The organism is Agrobacterium sp. DKPNP3 (assembly GCF_052686535.1).
In genome coordinates this window covers 51,277-70,021 of record NZ_JBQYSN010000012.1, presented here as the reverse complement: position 1 = coordinate 70,021, position 18,745 = coordinate 51,277, and the positions used below count along the sequence as shown (strand labels likewise).

At 58.5% G+C, this 18,745-nt stretch carries 18 protein-coding genes and 3 tRNA genes; 1 reads left to right on the top strand and 20 read right to left on the bottom strand.

Annotated features, from left to right (window positions below):
• The 18 genes from ACUTJJ_RS05815 to ACUTJJ_RS05730 all read right to left on the bottom strand — a co-directional run bounded on the left by ACUTJJ_RS05815 (position 1) and on the right by ACUTJJ_RS05730 (position 14,865).
• Entirely contained in the window at positions 1–1,512 is a 1,512-nt protein-coding gene (locus ACUTJJ_RS05815; RefSeq protein ID WP_063951192.1) for an NADH-quinone oxidoreductase subunit M, read from the bottom strand.
• Positions 1,512–3,509, bottom strand: coding sequence for an NADH-quinone oxidoreductase subunit L (gene nuoL, locus ACUTJJ_RS05810; protein WP_445541586.1), 1,998 nt, complete (start codon positions 3,507–3,509; stop codon positions 1,512–1,514). The genes ACUTJJ_RS05815 and nuoL overlap by 1 nt, the downstream gene beginning before the upstream one ends.
• A 7-nt stretch (positions 3,510–3,516) precedes the next feature.
• A complete protein-coding gene (gene nuoK / locus ACUTJJ_RS05805; RefSeq protein ID WP_138795558.1) occupies positions 3,517–3,825 on the bottom strand; it encodes an NADH-quinone oxidoreductase subunit NuoK in 309 nt (102 codons plus the stop codon).
• Between the two features lie 27 nt (positions 3,826–3,852).
• Positions 3,853–4,467 (bottom strand): NADH-quinone oxidoreductase subunit J, encoded by a 615-nt coding sequence (locus ACUTJJ_RS05800; protein ID WP_063951195.1) that lies wholly within the window; start codon positions 4,465–4,467, stop codon positions 3,853–3,855.
• 136 nt (positions 4,468–4,603) lie between these two features.
• Positions 4,604–5,095 (bottom strand): NADH-quinone oxidoreductase subunit NuoI, encoded by a 492-nt coding sequence (gene nuoI / locus ACUTJJ_RS05795; RefSeq protein ID WP_004441327.1) that lies wholly within the window; start codon positions 5,093–5,095, stop codon positions 4,604–4,606.
• 36 nt (positions 5,096–5,131) lie between these two features.
• On the bottom strand, positions 5,132–6,178 hold the full coding sequence (gene nuoH, locus ACUTJJ_RS05790; protein ID WP_063951196.1) for an NADH-quinone oxidoreductase subunit NuoH: 1,047 nt from the start codon (positions 6,176–6,178) through the stop codon (positions 5,132–5,134).
• 12 nt (positions 6,179–6,190) lie between these two features.
• Entirely contained in the window at positions 6,191–8,272 is a 2,082-nt protein-coding gene (nuoG, locus tag ACUTJJ_RS05785; protein WP_445541585.1) for an NADH-quinone oxidoreductase subunit NuoG, read from the bottom strand.
• A 145-nt stretch (positions 8,273–8,417) separates the two neighbouring features.
• Positions 8,418–9,722 carry an NADH-quinone oxidoreductase subunit NuoF gene (gene nuoF / locus ACUTJJ_RS05780; RefSeq protein WP_004441321.1) on the bottom strand — a complete coding sequence of 435 codons (1,305 nt, stop codon included), beginning with the start codon at positions 9,720–9,722 and terminating at the stop codon, positions 8,418–8,420.
• A gap of 11 nt (positions 9,723–9,733) precedes the next feature.
• On the bottom strand, positions 9,734–10,546 hold the full coding sequence (nuoE, locus tag ACUTJJ_RS05775; protein ID WP_063951198.1) for an NADH-quinone oxidoreductase subunit NuoE: 813 nt from the start codon (positions 10,544–10,546) through the stop codon (positions 9,734–9,736).
• A 16-nt stretch (positions 10,547–10,562) separates the two neighbouring features.
• Entirely contained in the window at positions 10,563–10,823 is a 261-nt protein-coding gene (locus tag ACUTJJ_RS05770; RefSeq protein WP_006697991.1) for a hypothetical protein, read from the bottom strand.
• Complete coding sequence (locus ACUTJJ_RS05765) at positions 10,823–12,013, bottom strand: NADH-quinone oxidoreductase subunit D (RefSeq protein ID WP_063951200.1); 1,191 nt, start codon at positions 12,011–12,013, stop codon at positions 10,823–10,825. The genes ACUTJJ_RS05770 and ACUTJJ_RS05765 overlap by 1 nt, the downstream gene beginning before the upstream one ends.
• A 1-nt stretch (position 12,014) precedes the next feature.
• Positions 12,015–12,443, bottom strand: coding sequence for a GFA family protein (locus tag ACUTJJ_RS05760; RefSeq protein ID WP_063951201.1), 429 nt, complete (start codon positions 12,441–12,443; stop codon positions 12,015–12,017).
• A complete protein-coding gene (locus ACUTJJ_RS05755) occupies positions 12,440–13,042 on the bottom strand; it encodes an NADH-quinone oxidoreductase subunit C (protein ID WP_063951202.1) in 603 nt (200 codons plus the stop codon). Before ACUTJJ_RS05755 ends, ACUTJJ_RS05760 begins: the two co-directional genes overlap by 4 nt.
• A gap of 20 nt (positions 13,043–13,062) precedes the next feature.
• Positions 13,063–13,647, bottom strand: coding sequence for a NuoB/complex I 20 kDa subunit family protein (locus tag ACUTJJ_RS05750; protein ID WP_445541584.1), 585 nt, complete (start codon positions 13,645–13,647; stop codon positions 13,063–13,065).
• Entirely contained in the window at positions 13,638–14,003 is a 366-nt protein-coding gene (locus tag ACUTJJ_RS05745; RefSeq protein ID WP_003496469.1) for an NADH-quinone oxidoreductase subunit A, read from the bottom strand. The genes ACUTJJ_RS05750 and ACUTJJ_RS05745 overlap by 10 nt, the downstream gene beginning before the upstream one ends.
• A gap of 435 nt (positions 14,004–14,438) precedes the next feature.
• Positions 14,439–14,515: transfer RNA gene (locus ACUTJJ_RS05740), tRNA-Asp, on the bottom strand.
• 39 nt (positions 14,516–14,554) lie between these two features.
• Positions 14,555–14,631 (bottom strand) — tRNA-Asp (locus ACUTJJ_RS05735).
• Between the two features lie 87 nt (positions 14,632–14,718).
• Entirely contained in the window at positions 14,719–14,865 is a 147-nt protein-coding gene (locus ACUTJJ_RS05730) for a hypothetical protein (protein WP_445541583.1), read from the bottom strand.
• A gap of 212 nt (positions 14,866–15,077) precedes the next feature.
• Between ACUTJJ_RS05730 and ACUTJJ_RS05725 the strand changes: the two genes are divergently transcribed.
• Positions 15,078–15,153 (top strand) — tRNA-Val (locus ACUTJJ_RS05725).
• Positions 15,154–15,783: 630 nt separating this feature from the next.
• Here the strand turns inward: ACUTJJ_RS05725 and ACUTJJ_RS05720 are convergent.
• Both ACUTJJ_RS05720 and hupB read right to left on the bottom strand, forming a co-directional pair.
• On the bottom strand, positions 15,784–17,982 hold the full coding sequence (locus ACUTJJ_RS05720) for an esterase-like activity of phytase family protein (protein ID WP_445541582.1): 2,199 nt from the start codon (positions 17,980–17,982) through the stop codon (positions 15,784–15,786).
• Between the two features lie 266 nt (positions 17,983–18,248).
• On the bottom strand, positions 18,249–18,524 hold the full coding sequence (gene hupB / locus ACUTJJ_RS05715; protein ID WP_003502360.1) for a DNA-binding protein HupB: 276 nt from the start codon (positions 18,522–18,524) through the stop codon (positions 18,249–18,251).
• Positions 18,525–18,745: the final 221 nt, after the last annotated feature.

Here is an 18,745-nt window from a genome sequence, read left to right as displayed (position 1 = left end):
TCAATTCATAGAGAGCGCAACATTTTGCGCCGCCTGCAGTGCAGCCGAATAGTTGTTTACCAGAAGATCGACCGATGCGGCTGTCGCATCGAACACCGGTGCCGGATAGACACCGAAGAAGATCGTCAGCACGACCAGCGGATAAAGGATGACCTTTTCGCGGGTCGACAGATCGAGCAGGCTCTTCAGGCTTTCCTTCTCAAGCGCGCCGAAGATCACGCGGCGGTAAAGCCACAGCGCATAGGCGGCCGAGAGGATGACGCCGGTTGCCGCAAAGAGTGCAACCAGCGTGTTGGCGCGGAACACACCGATCAGCGTCAGGAATTCACCGATGAAGCCGGAGGTGCCGGGCAGACCGACATTGGCCATGGTGAAGATCATGAAGGCGACCGCATATTTCGGCATGTTGTTGACGAGACCGCCATAGGCCGCGATTTCGCGGGTATGGAGACGGTCGTAAACGACGCCGACGCAGAGGAAGAGCGCGCCCGACACGATGCCGTGCGACAGCATCTGGAAGATTGCACCCTGCACGCCCTGAACGTTGGCAGCGAAGATGCCCATGGTGACGTAACCCATGTGAGCAACGGAGGAATAGGCGATCAGCTTCTTGATGTCGTCCTGCATCATCGCCACCAGCGAGGTGTAGATGATGGCGAGAACCGACAGCGTGAAGACGAAGGGTGCGAAATAATCCGACGCTAAGGGGAACATCGACAACGAGAAGCGGATGAAACCGTAACCGCCGAGCTTCAGCATGACGCCAGCCAGAATGACCGAACCTGCGGTCGGGGCCTGAACGTGGGCATCCGGCAGCCAGGTGTGCACCGGCCACATCGGCATCTTGACCGAGAAGGCGGCGAAACAGGCAAGCCACAGCCAGGTCTGCATGCCGGCCGGGAAGCCGTATTTCAGCAGTTCGGTCATGTCGGTCGTGCCGGCCTGCCAATACATGGCCATGATGGCGAGCATCGTCAGAACCGAGCCGAGCAGCGTGTAGAGGAAGAACTTGTAGGACGCGTAAACGCGATCCTTGCCGCCCCAGACACCGATGATGATGAACATCGGAATCAGCGTCGCTTCGAAGAAGACGTAGAAGAGAACCGTATCCAGCGCCACAAAGACGCCGATCATGACGACTTCCAGCAGCAGGAAGGCGATCATGTATTCCTTGATGCGCTTTTCGATCGAATCCCAGCTTGCCAGCACGCAGAACGGCATGAGGAAAGTGGTGAGGATAACGAACAGCATGGAGATGCCGTCGACGCCAAGATGGTAGGCGGCGATGTTACCGAACCATTGATGCTTCTCGACCATCTGGAAGCCGGGGTTCGAATTGTCGAAACCGATCCAGATGAACAGCGACACGATGAAGGTGAAGACCGTCGTCAGCAGCGAGACGTTGAGAATGTTGCGGCGACCATAGGGGCCGTTCTCATTCGTCAGAAGCAGGAGCACCACGCCGACGAGCGGCAGAAAGGTGACCGTTGAAAGAATGGGCCAATCGGTCATCAGAGGGCACTCCCGAGCATCATCCAGGTGACAAGCGCCGCGATGCCGATCAGCATCGCAAAGGCATAGTGATAGAGGTAACCGGATTGCAGGCGGACCATGCGGTTGGTCACGTCAACCACACGCGCTGCAATGCCGTTCGGTCCATAGTGATCGATGACGGCGACGTCGCCCTTCTTCCACAGGAAGCGGCCGAGCGCCTTTGCGGAACGTACGAAGAGGAAGTCATAGAGTTCGTCGAAGTACCACTTGTTGAGAAGGAACTGGTAGAGGCCACGATGGGTCTCGGCCAGACGCTTCGGCGTCTCCGGCGACTTGATGTACATGTACCATGCGGTCACGAAACCAAGCGCCATAGCGACGAACGGGCTCCACTTCACCCACAGCGGAACGTGGTGGAACTCTTCGAGGATTTCGTTTTCCGGGAGCGTAAAGAGAGCGCCCTTCCAGAATTCGGCATATTCGTGGCCGAAGAAATAACCTTCGAATGCGACACCGGCGAAGATCGCGCCAACGGTGAGGATGAAGAGCGGGATCAGCATGACCATCGGCGATTCATGCACGTGGTGCATGACGTCGGCGGAAGCGCGCGGCTTGCCGAAGAAGGTCATGAAGGCCAGACGCCAGGAGTAGAAGCTGGTGAACAGCGCGGCGATAACCAGCAGCGTGAAGGCGAAACCGGACAGAACCGAATGCGAGGCATAAGCGGATTCGATGATGACGTCCTTCGAGAAGAAGCCGGCAAAACCGATCATCGTGCCCGGAATACCGACGCCGGTCAGCGCCAGCGTGCCGACAGTCATCGTCCAGAAGGTGATGGGGATATGCTTGCGCAGACCGCCCATGTAACGCATGTCCTGCTCGCCATCGACGGCATGGATGACCGAGCCGGCGCACAAGAACAGGAGAGCCTTGAAGAAGGCGTGCGTGAAGAGGTGGAACACAGCGGCACCATAAGCACCGACGCCAAGCGCCACGAACATGTAACCGAGCTGCGAGCAGGTCGAATAGGCGATAACGCGCTTGATGTCGTTCTGTACGAGGCCAACGGTTGCCGCAAAGAAGGCAGTGATCGCGCCGATCAGCGTGACGACCGTCAAGGCATCATGCGACAGTTCGAACAGCGGCGACATGCGGGCGACGAGGAAGACGCCGGCGGTGACCATGGTTGCGGCGTGAATGAGGGCAGACACGGGTGTCGGGCCTTCCATCGCGTCCGGCAGCCAGGTGTGCAGCAGGAACTGCGCCGACTTACCCATGGCGCCCATGAAGAGCAGCAGGCAGACGCCTGTCATCGCATTGGCCTTATCCAGATGCATGCCGAACAGGTTGATGACGATTTCCGTCGAGGCAGCACCTTCGGCCGGCAGATAGGTTGCGGCAGCCGCGAAGATCGTTTCGAAATTGATCGAGCCGAACAGCACGAACACGCCGCCGATGCCGAGAATGAAGCCGAAGTCACCGACGCGGTTGACGATGAAGGCCTTCATGGCGGCAGCCGATGCGGACGGCTTCTTGAACCAGAAGCCGATCAGAAGATAGGACGCCAGACCCACGCCTTCCCAGCCGAAGAACATCTGCAACAGGTTGTCCGAGGTCACCAGCATCAGCATGGCGAAGGTGAAGAGCGACAGATAGGCAAAGAAGCGCGGACGATGCGGATCGTGGTGCATGTATCCGATCGAATAGAGGTGCACGAGCGTCGAGACGGTGTTGACGACGACGAACATGACCGCCGTCAGCGTATCGATGCGGAACGCCCATTCGACATCGATGCCGCCGGACTGGATCCAGCGCAGCACGGTGACCTTGATCACCTCGCCCGGCTCGCCATGGGCAAGCGCGACGTTGAAGAACACGATCCACGACAGGATGGCGACCACGATCATCAGACCGGTGGTGACATATTCCGAAGCCTTGGCGCCGATGGACCGGCCGAACAGGCCGGCGATCAGGAAGCCGATCAGTGGAAGAAAGACGATAGCCTTGTAGATCATAGCCTTATCAGCCCTTCATCATATTGACGTCTTCGACGGCGATCGATCCGCGGTTGCGGTAGAAGACAACGAGTATTGCAAGACCGATGGCCGCTTCGGCAGCAGCAACGGTCAGGATGAACAATGCGAAGACCTGGCCGACGATATCGTTCAGGAACGACGAAAACGCCACCATGTTAAGGTTGACCGCAAGCAGGATAAGCTCGATCGACATCAGGATGACGATGACGTTCTTCCGGTTGAGGAAGATGCCGAAGACGCCGATCGTGAAGAGGATGGCGCTGACCGTCAGGTAGTGGGAAAGACCGATTTCCATATTCTTTTTCCTTGGATCCGTTCGCCTTCAGATGCCCTGGCCCGGCTTGACCTTGACCGTGGTAACGGCGGTCTTCGGGTCGCGGCCAACCTGCGTGGAGATGTCCTGTCGCTTGATGTCGGTGCGATGACGCAGCGTCAGCACGATGGCGCCGATCATGGCCACCAGCAGCACGAGACCGGCGAGCTGGAAGAAGTAGACGTAATTGGTATAGAGCACGTCACCGAGTGCCGCCGTATTGGTGCGTTCGGCCACAGGCGGGATGGGCATGGTGATGGACTTTGCCGCGATCGGGTTCAGCATGCTGCCACCAACCACAACGATCAGTTCCGCCGCCAGGATGACGCCGATCAGTGCGCCAACAGGAGCATATTGCAGCACACCGGAGCGCAGTTCGGCGAAATCCACGTCCAGCATCATGACGACAAAGAGGAACAGCACCGCCACCGCGCCGACATAAACCACCAGCAGGATCATGGCGAGGAACTCGGCCCCCGTCAGCAGGAACAGCGCGGCTGCGTTGAAAAAGGTCAAAATCAGGAAGAGCACCGAATGAACGGGGTTCTTCGAGGCGATGACCATGAACGCAGACGCCACGGCGACGAAAGCGAATATATAAAAGAATACAGCGTGCAGACCCATCTTGGTGCCTTCTTGTCCTCATCGGGAGAAGAGGGCTTAACGCCCCCTCGCCCGTTTCGTCCCCGCCGGCGAAAACCGCGCAGGCATTTTACTTTTCATCGCTCTCCGGGATTGCCCCCGGAAAGACGGTTGCACCTTAACGGTAAGGTGCATCCAGTGCGAGGTTGCGCGCGATTTCACGCTCCCAGCGGTCGCCATTGTCGAGAAGCTTCTGCTTGTCGAAATAAAGCTCTTCGCGGGTTTCCGTCGCGAATTCGAAGTTCGGGCCCTCAACGATGGCATCGACCGGGCAGGCTTCCTGGCAGAAGCCGCAATAGATGCACTTCACCATGTCGATGTCGTAACGCACCGTGCGACGCGTGCCGTCGTTGCGACGCGGGCCCGCTTCGATGGTGATCGCCTGAGCAGGACAGATCGCTTCACACAGCTTGCAGGCGATGCAGCGTTCTTCCCCGTTCGGATAACGGCGCAGCGCATGTTCGCCACGGAAGCGCGGCGAGACCGGACCCTTTTCGAAAGGATAATTGATCGTCGCCTTCTGCTTGAAGAAGTGACGCATCGTCAGGAAGATCGCGCCGACGAATTCCTTGAGGAACAGCGAGTTGACGGCTTGGGAGAGGCTTGCCATCTCAGTCTCCAGATCTTTGAGCGAGGAGTTTGGACATCAACCGGCCCACCCCGTCAGCTTCAGTACGAATGCAACGATAACGACCATGGCGAGCGACAGCGGCAGGAAAACCTTCCAGCCAAGGCGCATGAGCTGGTCGTAACGGTAACGCGGAACGAAGGCCTTGGTGAGCGCGATCATGAAGAAGACCATGCAGCCCTTCAGCGCGAACCAGATGATACCAGGCACCCAGTTCAGGAACCATACATCCACGATCGGCAGCCAGCCGCCAAGGAAGAGAATGGTGGTGAGGCAGCAGATCAGCACGATTGCGGCATATTCACCGAGCATGAACATCATGTAGGGCGTGGAGCCATATTCCACCATGTGACCGGCAACCAGTTCCGATTCCGCTTCCGGAAGGTCGAAGGGAGGACGGTTGGTTTCGGCAAGGCCCGAGATGAAGAACACGATGAACATCGGGAACAGCGACAGCCAGTGCCAGTCAAGGAACGAGGCCGGCAGGCCGAGCATGGTGCCGAGGCCGGTACGCTGCGCCAGAACGATATCCGTAAGATTCAGCGAGCCGACGCAGAGCAGAACGGTGACGATAACGAGACCGATCGAGACTTCGTAAGACACCATCTGCGCGGCAGAACGCAACGCGCCGAGGAAAGGATATTTCGAGTTCGAAGCCCAGCCACCCATGATGATGCCATACACTTCAAGCGACGAGATCGCGAAGATGTAGAGAATGCCGACATTGATATTGGCGACAACCCAGCCATCCGCAAAAGGAATGACCGCGTAGGTGGCAAGCGCCAGCGTCACGGCAACAAGCGGCGCCAGAAGGAAGACCGCCTTGTTCGCGCCGGCTGGAATGACGGGCTCTTTCAGGATGAACTTCAGAAGGTCGGCGAAGGACTGGAACAGACCAAAGGGACCAACGACGTTCGGACCACGGCGCAGCTGAACCGCCGCCCAGACCTTACGGTCAGCGAGCAGTAGAAACGCGATCGACACCAGAAGAACGACAAGAAGCAGCAGGGACTGGCCGACCATGATCAGCGCGGGCCAGACGTAGCTCCAGAAAAACGATTCCATAATCCCCTACCCTTACTCTGCCGCAGCCTGGAAATTGTTGCGGGCCAATGCGGAGCACTCGGCCATGACGGCAGAGGCGCGCGCAATCGGGTTCGTCAAATAAAAGTCTTTTACCGGCGAAGCAAACGCCGACTTCACGAGCGAGCCCGTTTTAGCAGCCAGAGCCTCGATATCGGAAGCCTTGCCGGCAACGATCTCGTCGGTTTCCGCCAGATGCGGATGCGCGACGTAGAGCTGGCCGCGCAAGGCAGACAGCGAATCGAAGGGCAGCTTCTTACCGAGGACGTCGGACAGCGCACGCAGGATCGCCCAGTCTTCACGGGCCTCGCCCGGTGCGAAACCGGCACGGTTGCCAACCTGCACCCGGCCTTCGGTGTTGACCCAGATACCGGATTTTTCGGTATAGGCCGCACCCGGAAGGATAACGTCGGCGTTCATCGCGCCCTGATCGCCATGGCTGCCGATATAGACGGTGAACTTCGCGCCCTTGTTCGACAGGTCGAGTTCATCGGCGCCGAGCAGGAAGAGAACATCCATTGAGGCGACCATGTCGGCTGCAGCGACACCGCCCTCGCCCGGCACGAAGCCGATATCGAGACCGCCAACACGGGCAGCGGCAGTGTGCAGAACCGAGAACCCGTTCCACTCTTCGGTGACAGCGCCGACCGAGGTCGCGAGCTTGGCAGCAGCCGCAAGAACGGCAGCGCCATCAGCGCGGGACAAAGCGCCCTGACCAACGATGATCAGCGGATTCTTGGCAGACTTCAGCTTCTCGATGAAGCTGTGCGAACCATTGGCCAGATCGGAGAGCGTTTCAGCACCCGAACCGAGATATTCGTAATTGTAACGCAGCTCACCGGCTTCGCCGATCACACCGATCGGGAAGCCGCCACGACGCCAGCGCTTGCGAATGCGGGCGTTGAGGACAGCTGCTTCGTAACGCGGGTTGGAGCCAACAATCAGCAGAGCGTCTGCCTGTTCGATACCTTCGATGGTGGCATTGAACAGATAGCTGGCGCGGCCGAGCGACGGGTCAAGCGCTGCACCGTCCTGGCGGCAATCGACATTGGCGGAGCCGAGCGAAGCCAGAAGCGACTTCAGCGCGAACATTTCTTCGACGGACGACAGATCGCCAGCGATCGCGCCGATCTTGTTGCCGGACGTTGCGGCAACAGCCTGCTTGATCGCCCCGAATGCTTCGCCCCAGGTCGCGGGCAGAAGACGACCATCTTTACGGACGTAAGGCCGGTCAAGGCGCTGCGTCTTCAGGCCGTCCCAGATGAAGCGGCTCTTGTCGGAGATCCACTCTTCATTGATCGCCTCGTTGACGCGCGGCATGACGCGCATGACTTCGCGGCCACGGGTATCGACGCGGATGGCCGAACCGAGAGCGTCCATCACGTCGATGGTTTCGGTCTTGTTCAGTTCCCACGGGCGGGCGGTGAAGGCGAAGGGCTTGGAGGTGAGCGCGCCGACCGGGCAGAGATCAACGACGTTGCCCTGAAGCTCTGATGTCATCGCCTGTTCGAGATAGGTGGTGATCTCGGCATCTTCGCCACGGCCGATGAGGCCGAGTTCGGCAATGCCGGCAACTTCGGTCGTGAAACGGACGCAGCGTGTGCAGTGGATGCAACGGTTCATGACCGTCTTGACGAGCGGGCCGATATATTTGTCTTCAACCGCGCGCTTGTTTTCCGCGTAACGCGAACCGGCGATACCGAAGGCCATCGCCTGGTCCTGCAGGTCGCATTCGCCGCCCTGGTCGCAGATCGGGCAATCCAGCGGGTGGTTGATGAGCAGGAATTCCATCACGCCTTCGCGGGCCTTCTTGACCATCGGCGTGTTGGTGAAGACCTCAGGCAATTCGCCGTTCGGGCCGCCGCGAACGTCGCGCACGCCCATGGCGCAGGAAGCGGCCGGCTTAGGCGGTCCGCCCTTCACCTCGATGAGACACATGCGGCAGTTACCCGCGACCGACAAGCGCTCATGAAAACAAAAGCGCGGAACTTCGGCGCCAGCCTCCTCACACGCCTGCAACAGCGTGAAATGATCCGGAACCTCGATCTCTTTACCGTCAACCTTGAGCTTTGCCATGGTCCTACTTACGTCCTGTTGCCTGTTCGTCCCGTGTCTCACACGGTCCGCAACAAATCCTTAATCGCACCCGGCAATTAACAGCCAGGCGCTTCATGGTGTCGCGAGACCGGAAATTCTCCGGCTTCGCCCGAAGCCTCAACGCTTATTCAGCGGCTTCCAGAACAGCGCCATCATCCATGGCCCTGTAGGTATATTGGTCGATGCGCTTTTCGATTTCCGGACGGAAATTGCGGATCAGCGCCTGTACCGGCCATGCGGCAGCATCGCCGAGCGCGCAGATGGTGTGGCCTTCGATCTGTTTCGTCACTTCGAACAGCATGTCGATCTCGCGCTTCTGCGCATTGCCCTTGACCATACGCTCCAGCACGCGCCACATCCAGCCCGTGCCTTCGCGGCATGGCGTGCACTGGCCGCAGCTTTCGTGCTTGAAGAAGGCCGCGATGCGGGCAATCGCCTTGATGACGTCGGTGGACTTGTCCATGACGATCATGCCGCCAGTGCCGAAGGAAGACTTCACTTCGCGCATGCCGTCGAAGTCCATGATCGCGTCCTTCATGTCCTCGCCGCGCACGATGGGGCAGGATGCGCCGCCGGGGATGACGCCAAGCAGATTGTCCCAGCCGCCACGGATGCCACCGCAGTGGTGTTCGATCAGTTCGCGGAAGGACAGACCGAGCGCGTCTTCGAAGGTGCAGGGACGCTCAACATGGCCCGAGACCATGAACAGCTTGGTGCCGACGTTGTTCGGACGGCCAATCGACGAGAACCAGGCCGCGCCGCGACGCAGAATGGTCGGCGCAACGGCGATGGACTCAACGTTGTTGACGGTCGTGGGGCAACCATAAAGGCCCATATTTGCCGGGAACGGCGGCTTGAGGCGCGGCTGGCCCTTCTTGCCTTCGAGGCTTTCAAGCAATGCCGTCTCTTCGCCGCAGATATAGGCACCTGCACCGTGATGGACGTAGATGTCGAAATCCCAGCCGTTCTTGTTGTTCCCGCCGAGCAGGCCTGCATCGTAGCATTCGTCAATGGCTGCCTGAAGCGCTTCGCGCTCGCGCATATATTCGCCACGAACATAGATGTAAGCCGTATGCGCACCCATGGCGAAACCAGCGATCACGCAGCCTTCGATCAGCGTGTGCGGATCGTTGCGCAGGATTTCGCGGTCCTTGCAGGTGCCGGGCTCGGATTCGTCGGCATTGACGACGAGGTAATGCGGACGGCCGTCGTTTTCCTTCGGCATGAACGACCACTTGAGACCCGTCGGGAAGCCAGCGCCGCCGCGACCGCGAAGTCCCGAAGCCTTCATCTCATTGATGATCCAGTCACGGCCCTTTTCGATGATCTGCTTGGTGCCATCCCAGTGGCCGCGCGCCAGCACGCCCTTCAGGGACTTGTCCTTGAGGCCGTAGAGATTGGTAAAGATGCGATCCTGATCTTTCAACATGGTTCAACCTCTCACTGCGACTTCTTGCCGGCGTCTTCGGTCTCGGCAGCCTTGGCGTTTTCAGCGGCAGCCTTTGGCGCCGTTGCCGGTGTCTTCAGCTTCGGATCGGTTTCCGGCGCATCGGTCTTCGGCTTGGCAGCATTGGACGGCGGCGTCTGGGCGGCGTCGGCTGCAGGCTCTGCGGGCTTATCGAGGTTGGAACGATCCGGCTTGATCTCTTCCGTCAACGTCGTCAGGCCGCCAACGGGCACGGACTGATGACGGTCGATCTGCGGACCGGTCTTGACGGTATCGCCCTTGCCTGCCTCGAACGTGTCGATGATCTCTTCCAGACGCTCCGGCGTCAGGTCTTCATAGGCATCCTTGAAGATGATGACCATTGGCGCGTTGACGCAGGCGCCCTGACATTCCACTTCTTCCCAGGAAAGCGTGCCGCTTTCGTTGGTGTGCAGCGGATCGTGGTGGATCTTCTTGCGGCAGACATCCATCAGCGCTTCGGAGCCACGCAGCATGCAGGGCGTGGTGCCGCAGACCTGAACGTGAGCACGCGTGCCGACAGGCTTCAGCTGGAACTGCGTATAGAAGGTCGCCACTTCCAGGACACGGATATAGGCCATATCAAGCATGTCTGCGATTTTTTCGATGGCGGCGCGGGTAACCCAGCCGTCCTGCTCCTGCGCACGCATGAGCAGGGGGATAACGGCAGATTGCTGACGTCCCTCGGGATATTTCTTGATCGTCTTCTCAGCCCATGCGGTGTTTTCCGCATTGAAGGCAAATGCCACGGGCTGGAACTGATCTTCGGCTAGTCGACGAACGGACATACTTCCTCACGCCTTTTCAGTTTAACGTCTCACACCGCGATCTCGCCACCGTGACGAATTCGCAGGCATAAGCCGCCTTGTCTTTTTGCATGAACACGATGAACTTGCTGCCATTGGGAACCGAGGCCTTGATCTCGTATCCCGACGACAGAAGCTGCTTGATGGTCGAAGAGCCGCCGCTCGACAGCGCAACAGCACCCTCGTCCGTTGCCGTCTGGGCAAGAACGGGTGCCGTCATCGCTGCGAGAAAAGCCGGAATGGCCAACGGCAAACGCATCAGCGGTCGACCTCCCCGAACACGATGTCGAGAGAGCCGAGCACGGCTGTAACGTCGGCAAGCTGATGGCCCTTGCACAGGAAGTCCATCGCCTGAAGATGGGCGTAGCCCGGCGCGCGGATCTTGCAGCGGTAGGGCTTGTTGGAACCATCGGCAACCACATAGACGCCGAACTCGCCCTTCGGCGCCTCGACGGCGGCGTAAACTTCGCCGGCGGGAACGTGGTAACCTTCGGTGTAGAGCTTGAAGTGGTGGATCAGCGCTTCCATCGAACGCTTCATCTCACCACGCTTGGGCGGAACCACCTTGCCATCGAGCGAGGAGACCGGGCCGATGCGATGCTTGCCGGACAGAAGCTCAACGCACTGCTTCATGATCTTCACGGATTCGCGCATTTCCTGCATGCGGATCAGATAACGATCGTAGCAGTCGCCGTTTTTGCCGACCGGAATATCGAATTCGAGATCGGAGTAGCACTCATAGGGCTGCGCCCGGCGCAGGTCCCAGGCAGCGCCCGAGCCGCGAACCATGACGCCCGTAAAGCCCCATGCAAAAGCGTCCTCAAGCGAGACGACGCCGATATCGACGTTACGCTGCTTGTAGATACGGTTGTCCGTCAGAAGGCCCTCGATATTGTCGAGGACGGTGATGAAGGGATCGCACCACTTGCCGATGTCGTCGACCAGTTCCGGCGGCAGGTCCTGGTGAACACCACCCGGGCGGAAATAGGCAGAGTGCATGCGCGCGCCGCAGGCCCGCTCATAAAAGACCATCAGCTTTTCACGCTCTTCAAAGCCCCAGACCGGCGGCGTCATCGCGCCCACGTCCATGGCCTGCGTGGTCACGTTCATGATGTGCGACAGGATGCGGCCGATTTCCGAATAGAGAACGCGGATCAGCTGGCCGCGCATCGGGATTTCCAGGCCCAGCAGCTTTTCGACGGCAAGCGCGAAAGCGTGTTCCTGGTTCATCGGCGCGACGTAATCGAGGCGGTCGAAATAGGGTACGGCCTGCAGGTAGGTCTTGGTCTCGATCAGCTTTTCGGTGCCGCGATGCAGCAGACCGATATGGGGATCGACGCGCTCGACGATTTCACCGTCCAGTTCGAGAACCAGACGCAGCACGCCGTGCGCGGACGGATGTTCCGGACCGAAGTTGATCGTGAAGTTGCGGACGTTATGCTCAGTCATTCTAGTGCTCCGCCGAGGTGATCATGGCGATGAATTCGGGGCCGGTCATGTTCTGCGTGGTCTCGGCGAATGAATAGTTCGAAGGCTTTTCATCCGTGAAAATCTGCGACGCGAACGTGAAACTGGACGGGTTGTCAAAAGCCTGCAGCGACACGGCGAAATGCTTGCCGTCCTTCGAACGCCACATCAGCGTGCTGCCGCAGTTCGTGCAGAAGCAACGCTCGCCCCATTCCGAGGAGGAAAAGACGCCGAGATGTTCATCGTTCTGGAAGGACACGCCAGCGCATTCCACAGCCATGAACGTACCGCCCGACCAGCGGCGGCACATGGAGCAATGGCAAACGCCGAATTCGCGGGCGCCCACTTCGGCTTCAAAGCCGACGGCGCCGCAAAGACATTGCCCATGCTCTGTCGCGGAGACCTGGCTCATTGCTTGGCCTTTTCGTCGCCGGGAAGAACGTACTCGGTCCCTTCCCAAGGGGAAAGGAAATCGAAGTTACGGAATTCCTGCTTCAGTTCGACCGGTTCGTAAAGAACCCGTTTCAGAACGTCATCGTAACGCACTTCCACAAAGCCGGTAACCGGAAAATCCTTGCGCAGCGGATGGCCTTCAAAGCCGTAATCGGTCAGGATGCGGCGCAGATCCTTATGGCCCTCGAAAGGAATGCCATACATGTCCCAGGCTTCACGCTCGAACCACTCTGCACCCATGTAAACGGATGTTGCAGACGGCACGCCCTCGTCTTCTTCCACCTGTAGCTTGACGCGCACGCGCAGGTTCTGGCGCGGCGACAGCAGATGATAGACGACATCGAAGCGCTTTTCGCGCTGCGGCCAGTCAACGCCGCAGATATCGATGATATTGACGAACCCGCATTGAACGTCATCACGCAGGAAGGTCAAAAGCGCGATCACGTTGTCAGGCGTCGTATTCAGCGTCAGTTCGCCATAGGCGATATCAGCCGACACGACGAGTGAACCGCGCGCTTCCTTGACGTAAGCAGCAAGATCGTTGAGAGCTTCGCTCATTCCAAAATCGTCCTTTGCCCTTAGCGCTCGATCGTACCGGTACGGCGGATTTTCTTCTGCAGCAGAAGCACGCCGTAAAGCAGCGCTTCCGCCGTGGGGGGACAGCCCGGAACATAAATATCCACCGGGACGACGCGGTCGCATCCACGCACAACAGCGTAGGAATAGTGGTAATAGCCGCCGCCATTGGCGCAGGAGCCCATGGAGATGACGTAACGTGGCTCCGGCATCTGGTCATAGACCTTGCGCAGAGCGGGCGCCATCTTGTTCGTCAAGGTACCAGCCACGATCATCACGTCCGACTGGCGCGGTGAGGCGCGCGGAGCAACGCCAAAGCGCTCCATGTCGTAACGCGGGCCGGAGGCCTGCATCAGACCTTCAACGGCGCAACAGGCAAGACCGAACTGCATCCACATCAGCGAACCGGTACGGGCCCAGGTGATCAGTTCGTCGGCAGAGGTAACGAGAAAGCCCTTGTCGGCGAGCTCGTCATTGATCTCAGTGAAGTAGGCATCGTTGCTGCCAACCGGCTTGCCGGTCGAGGGATCAATGATCCCCTTCGGCTGCGGCGCAACGAGCGTGGTGTTGTTCTGGCTCATGCCCATTCCAGCGCTCCCTTCTTCCACTCATAGATAAAGCCGATGGTCAGGACGAGAAGGAACACCATCATCGACCAGAAACCGAACCAGCCCATCTCACCGAAAGACACCGCCCATGGGAACAGGAAAGCGACTTCCAGGTCAAAGATGATGAACAGAATCGAAACCAGATAAAAGCGGATATCGAACTTCATGCGGGCGTCGTCGAAGGCGTTGAAACCGCACTCGAAAGCAGACAGCTTTTCCGGGTCCGGCGCCTTGTAGGCAACAGCAAATGGCGCAATGAGAAGCGCCAGGCCGATGACGAGAGCGATACCGATGAAGATTGCGATCGGAATGTAGGAACTGAGGAGTTCAGTCATGGTCTCTTCCTTGCCCGGCCGGGTGCCGGGCCTGCCTTTGTGACCTTGAGTCTCAAAAAGCGGACAATATGTTGCAACGCCAAAGTGGTTAGCGCAGCCGCGCCCTCTCTGCAAGAGTTTAGGCACCTTTTCAAGACACCTGCCGCATTCATTGGCAACAATATTGCCGGAATTGACGCAATTTTGGGCCACAATTCCGGCCTAAGCCACTCAAATACAATAATAATCGATTGAACGACGCAGCCGCAAAAAAGTCACACGAATTTTACGTCAAAACAGCGGCGAAGTGACGGTTTGCGAGAATCGAAACTTGACTTAAAAACGCAGGAAAAATCATGGCCGAAAAGGCCGAAACCAGCGGAACGGATCGGTGCGATTGACGCGCTATCGGTGAGCGCGCTCGACATGATCTGGAGAAGCATTTCAGGAAAGAAATGGCGCGAGTGACGGGGCTCGAACCCGCGACCTCCGGCGTGACAGGCCGGCACTCTAACCGACTGAGCTACACCCGCGCACCACAGACATTCGTCTGCGTTTTCCGAGGAACAGGATGGCGCGAGTGACGGGGCTCGAACCCGCGACCTCCGGCGTGACAGGCCGGCACTCTAACCGACTGAGCTACACCCGCAACTCCTGACGACAGGAGCTTGTCCCGCCGCTCGAACCAGCCTCGGCTGTTCGATGAGCGGCTAACTACGGCGTTCGTGCGGGGGTGTCAAGCAGGTTTCACGACAAAAGAATAAGCTTCTTCATTTTGATCGGGAAAAACCGTGACGCCATTAAGGAGGATGGCCGCTAACGCCGTGATTTCCCGGGTTTTCCCAACGAAAACAAAAAACTTGTCCACAGTCAGCCATACCATCAAGCGAGCTTCCGGAGCGCGACAGGGACCTCGCGGGTTTCATGTTTCCCCTAAAAAGCCCGCGGTTGTCGGGTTTTCTCCCCTGCCCTGCGATGACGAAAAAAGCCATGGCGAAAAAAAACAAAAAAACTTCACAAAAGCCCTTGCGGTTTTTTTCCGATCCGAATACATCACGGCCACCGACGCGGCGGACACGATCCGAGACACGCGAAGGGCGATTAGCTCAGTTGGTAGAGCGCCTCGTTTACACCGAGGATGTCGGGAGTTCGAGTCTCTCATCGCCCACCATTTTCCTGATCTGTTCAGATATATGCATGTGTGGCGGCATCTTCGCTTTAGCTGAGCGGTTGATTGCACGCACAGGCCATCCGGCTTTGCAACGATCTTAGCTCGATGCCCTCGCGCCTCTGAGGCAGCTTCCGCACGAGTGATCTATCCCAGATTGATACGCCTGCCCCACATTCCGACAGGCTCACGGGATCTCTGTATCACTCCGTAACACCCGGAAAAATAACGAGATTTAGACTTTTTAAATAGATTTCGGGCATGCTTGGCTCACCGTTTCATGATGAGCGGTTGAACTGATGGATGAAACCATGTCGATCGACGCGTTTGTTACACTCGCGCTTATTGCGCTGCCTGTTTATATTTTTTTCCGCTGGGTCCAGCAGGACTCAGAGAAACCAGATAGTATAAAGAGCAAAAATTCCATGGGGCGATGATCGGTTACGATCCTTCCGCAGCACCTCGCTGGACGCCGACGGACGACCATCTAAATTCCGATTCCCAAACGGCACCCCGATATTGTCGGCACGCGTGGCGCGGCATCGGCAGGCGGATCGTTCTGACGCTGTTCCCCACAAGACGGAAAAGCCGGGCTCTGCCCGGCTTTTCTTTATGCGCTTGGTGATTGGGCAATCAGTTGATCGCCTTCATCTCCACCTTGAAGAAAAGCGTCTCGCCTGAGGAATCATCGACACCGTCATTGTCTGTCACGGCATAGGCCGTTCCCGCCTTGTCGAAGGTGAAGCCTTCCAGCTTGTCGACGATATAGCCGTTAGTCTGGCCCTTGAGGTCAGGCAGGAAGTCGTGGGCTTCCTGCTTGGCGACAAGCGGCAGCTCGCCACCGATCTTGCCAGGCTTCAGGTCGGCGATCGCGACGCGGTAGAGCTTCTTGATCTTGGCCTTGTCGCCGATCTGGTTGTCGCGCTCGATGATATAGACATATTCGCCCTGCGCGGTGATTTCAGACAGGCCAACCCAGCCTGCCTCGGTCTTGTCGAGCGGATAACGCACGGCGCCCCACTCCTTGGACTTCGGATTATAGGAGAGGAGCTTCACGAAGCCCTTCTCGTCCGTGCCCCATTCGCGCTGCACGGCCATCCACAGCGTGGCGTCATCGCCCTTGCCGACCATGGTCACGCCTTCGAAGCCGAAGCGGGTATCGCCGGTGAGCAGTTCCTTCGGCAAGGCGATTTCGGCCTTGATCTCACCCTTGGCGTTGACGTTGTAGAGCGCGTGCGGAACAAGTTTGGCGCTGTCGCCTTCCGAGGCCAGCCAGAATCCGCCCTTGCCATCCAGCGCGATGCCTTCGATATCGAGTTTCTGCGCGGTAATGCCGTCGCGCTTGACACGCAGCACGCTGCTGATGGTGGCAGGCTTCTTCGTCGTGTCGATGGTGTAGATCGACGGCTGGTTGCCATAGACTGAGTCGGAGACGGCATAGAGAATGCCAGGCTTTTCGCCATCGCCAACCAGGCCCGAAAGAGCACCCCAACCGATCGGCGCGCCATCGACGGTGGCGGATACCAGCTGCGGATAGGCCGGCTCGCCTTCGGCACGTTCATAGATCATGACATGCGAGCGGGCGCCGCCATCCTCGACCAGATCAGCCTCGTTGGCCGTGACGAAAAGGTTGCGCGAGGGAATGGCGACGGCACCCTCCGGCGAAATGCCCGAAGGCAGGAGCTGCGTCAACTGCGGCTCGGCGCCGGTATCCTTGTAAACAGCGGCGATGGAAGCGCGCTCGGCAAGCACGAAAAAGTACTTCTGACCATCAAAGGTCGCCGTTTCCAGGCCTTCCGGCTCTATGCCCTTGGCCTTGGAGCGTTTTTCCGGATAGTGGCCAATGGCGGCAACCGCGTGCTCGAGCGAAGCGCCGGCTTCATAAAGGAGCTTGCCAGTCTTGTCGAAAATGGTGAAGCCGCGTGCACCGCCCTGCCAGTCGCCCTCGTTGGCGATGACGATACGGTCATTGTCCAGCCACTTCACCGCATCCGGCTCGCGCTTGCGGCCTTCCTGCTTGTCGGTGAACTTCAGTTGACCATCGGTCTTGGTGTCGATGCCTTCCAGATCGACGGTGCCGGCAGAGAAATGCGTCTTCACCGCGCCTGTCTTGCCGTCGATAATGACGATATGGTTGTTTTCCTGGAGCGTCAGCGCGATCTCGCCATTGGCATTGATCGAGACGAATTCGGGCTCCGGATCCTCAGGCGAAATTTCGGCGAGACCGGTAACGTCGATCTTCTTCAGGCTCGCGCAATCGGCCACGCCGTCTTTCAGGCCAACCGTTACCAGATAACCGGCCGGCATCTGCGGCAGTGCGCCTTCATTCACCTTTTCGTCCCGTTCGTTTTCGATCGCGATGGCGGCAAAGGTCCTGTCCGGGGAAACCGCGACGGAATCGGGCTGGCCGCCGAGATCGCAGCTTACTTCGACCTTCTTGGTGGCGATATCGATCGTCACCAGCTTTCCCGACGGGTTGGCGCGGTTTTCCGAGGTATTGACGCCGGCCAGAACCTTGAGACCGGCCACGGCGACGGAGGTCGGCTCACCTTCCAGCAATAATGCCCCGCCGGCCTTAGGGGCTTTCGCATCGGTGATGTCGATGAAACCAATGCCTCCGAGCGGGCTGTCCGAATAGATCAGCGTCTTGCCGTCTTCACTGGCGGTGATGATTTCAGCCGAGGTGACGGACTTCGTGTCCTTGTCAGCAGGCAGGTTCTTCGCAACGGGAAAAGATGCGATGCGGTTAAAGACCGGCTCGGCCGCCGCCGGGAAGGCAGCGGATGTAAGCAGCGCCGCGCTCAAAGCCATATGAGAAAATCGGAACGCCATTGTAATCCCCCTTCGATCCAGAAACACCCCAAGGCTTCTGCGTCAAAGACATGACAGTGGCATGACACCCGACGCCGGGAATCAAAAAGCCCGGCCTTGGAGACCGGGCTTTTTTGTATCTGCGTCCATTCCGCTTATCGGAGCGCCCTTGTGGCCGGATGGAGGCCACACAGGCGCGCCATAATGGCGTTAACGCGTCAAAACATCTATCCTCGTGACCTGAAAAGCCGCTCGCCCGCCGCGGGCGTCGCGACCCTTCGGAAACCTTACGAGTTGACGGCGTCCTTCAGGCCCTTGCCTGCGGAGAACTTCGGAACGTTGCGAGCCGGGATATCGACTTCAGCACCCGTGGAAGGGTTGCGGCCCTTGGAGGCTTCACGACGGCTGACGGAGAAGCTGCCGAAGCCGGCGAGACGGATGTCGCCACCGTTCTTCAGTTCGCTCTGTACGGTTTCGAATACGGCATCAACAGCGGAAGCAGCATCTGCCTTCGTGAGACCAGCCTTTTCGGCAACAGCAGAGACGAGCTCGTTCTTGTTCATGTTTCCACCCCTTTCAATGGTTTGAAACGACTCAAATTAAGTCGGCGCAGAATACGTTTGTATCCGCGCGCAGCAACCCAAAAGCGCTGGAATCGCCTGAAAAACAAGGGGTCTGGAGTTTTTTTCACAAAAAAGGCCGACATTTCTGCCGGCCTTCCACATATTCGTGCCAAATTCGCATCACTTGCGCGGGACTAAACACCGCACTCCCCTTGGAAGGG